1 protein-coding gene is annotated in these 1,525 nt (G+C 39.9%); it reads left to right on the top strand.

The features are described from left to right. On the top strand, window positions 1-1,525 hold a 1,525-nt coding region (locus AC3WVG_RS11745), incomplete at both ends, for an FAD-dependent oxidoreductase (protein WP_488798304.1).

Below are 1,525 nucleotides of genomic sequence, written 5' to 3'. Positions count from 1 at the left end.
AAAGAAGAGATAGAAATAGAGACAGGAGCAATAATATTCTCATCAGGGACAAAGATCTTTGACACCAACAAGATAAAAGACCACTACCCAAAATACCCCAACATAGTCACAAGCCTTGAATTTGAAAGAATCCTTTCTGCATCTGGTCCCACCATGGGAAAGCTGCTCAGGCCATCAGATGGCAAAGAGCCAAAAAAGATAGCATGGATCCAGTGTGTAGGCTCCCGTGATGTGAATACCCATACCTACTGCTCTGCTGTGTGCTGTATGTATGCAGTAAAAGAAGCAGTAATTGCCAAAGAACATGCACCTGGAGTTGATTGCGCCATATTCTACATGGATATGAGAACATATGGAAAGGATTATGAGAGATACTATGAAAGAGCAAAAGAAGAGGGTGTTAGGTTTATTAGATCAAGGATACATACAATAGAAGAGGAGCCCGGGACGCAAAATTTGATGATGACATATGTGGATGATAATGGGGATGTTAATATTGAAACTTTTGACTTGGTGGTCCTTTCTGTAGGATTTGAAACATCAGAGAGGGCCATAAACATAGCAGAGAGAATGGGGATAAATCTTACAAAATATGATTTTTTTGCTACAAGTACATTTTCACCAGTTTCTTTAACAAGAGAAGGAATATATGTATGTGGGACTATTTCTAATCCTAAGGATATACCTTTTTCTGTAATGGAGGCAAGTGCTGCTTCATGTGAGGCCCAGATCATATTAAATGAGGCAAGAGATACTCTTACAAGAAAAAAAGAGGTTCCTCCAGAGAAGGATGTTATTGGAGAGAGGCCCAGAATAGGAGTATTTGTATGCAACTGTGGGATAAATATTGGTGGCGTTATAGATGTGCCTGCCTTGAAGGAATATTCGAAGACCCTTCCTTTTGTAGAATATGTGGAGGATAATCTTTATACTTGTTCCCAAGATACTCAGGATAGGATAACTGAATTGATAAAGGAAAAAGGCCTGAATAGGATTGTGGTTGCTGCATGTAGTCCGCGAACCCATGAGCCTTTGTTTCAGGAGACCCTTATAAATGCTGGTCTCAATAAATATTTATTTGAGATGGTGAATATCAGAAACCAGGATTCATGGGTGCATAAGGATTACCCCGAAGATGCCACAGAAAAAGCAAAGGACCTTATTAGGATGGCAGTGACAAAGGTTGCACTTATGGAGCCTCTGAAGGAGACAGAACTGGATATAAATAGAGACGTGCTTGTTGTAGGAGGAGGGGTTGCAGGTATGACAACCGCAAAGTCTCTCTCATCCCAAGGGCATAAGGTATATCTTATAGAGAAGGAGAAATACTTAGGTGGGCAGGCAAGAAATCTTTATCAGACATGGAAAGGGGAAGATATTCAAGGCAGATTAAAGGAACTTATTAAGGGTGTGAAATCTGATAAGAATATAACCATTTACCTTGGTGCAGAGATAAAGGATGTAGAGGGGTTTGTGGGCAATTTTAATACAAGGATAATATCAGACGGAAAAGAAGAAACAATCA

It is taken from the genome of Desulfovulcanus sp. (assembly GCF_982781345.1).
The sequence above is the reverse complement of the archived record's forward strand: the minus strand, read 5'-3'. Positions and strand labels throughout refer to the sequence as shown.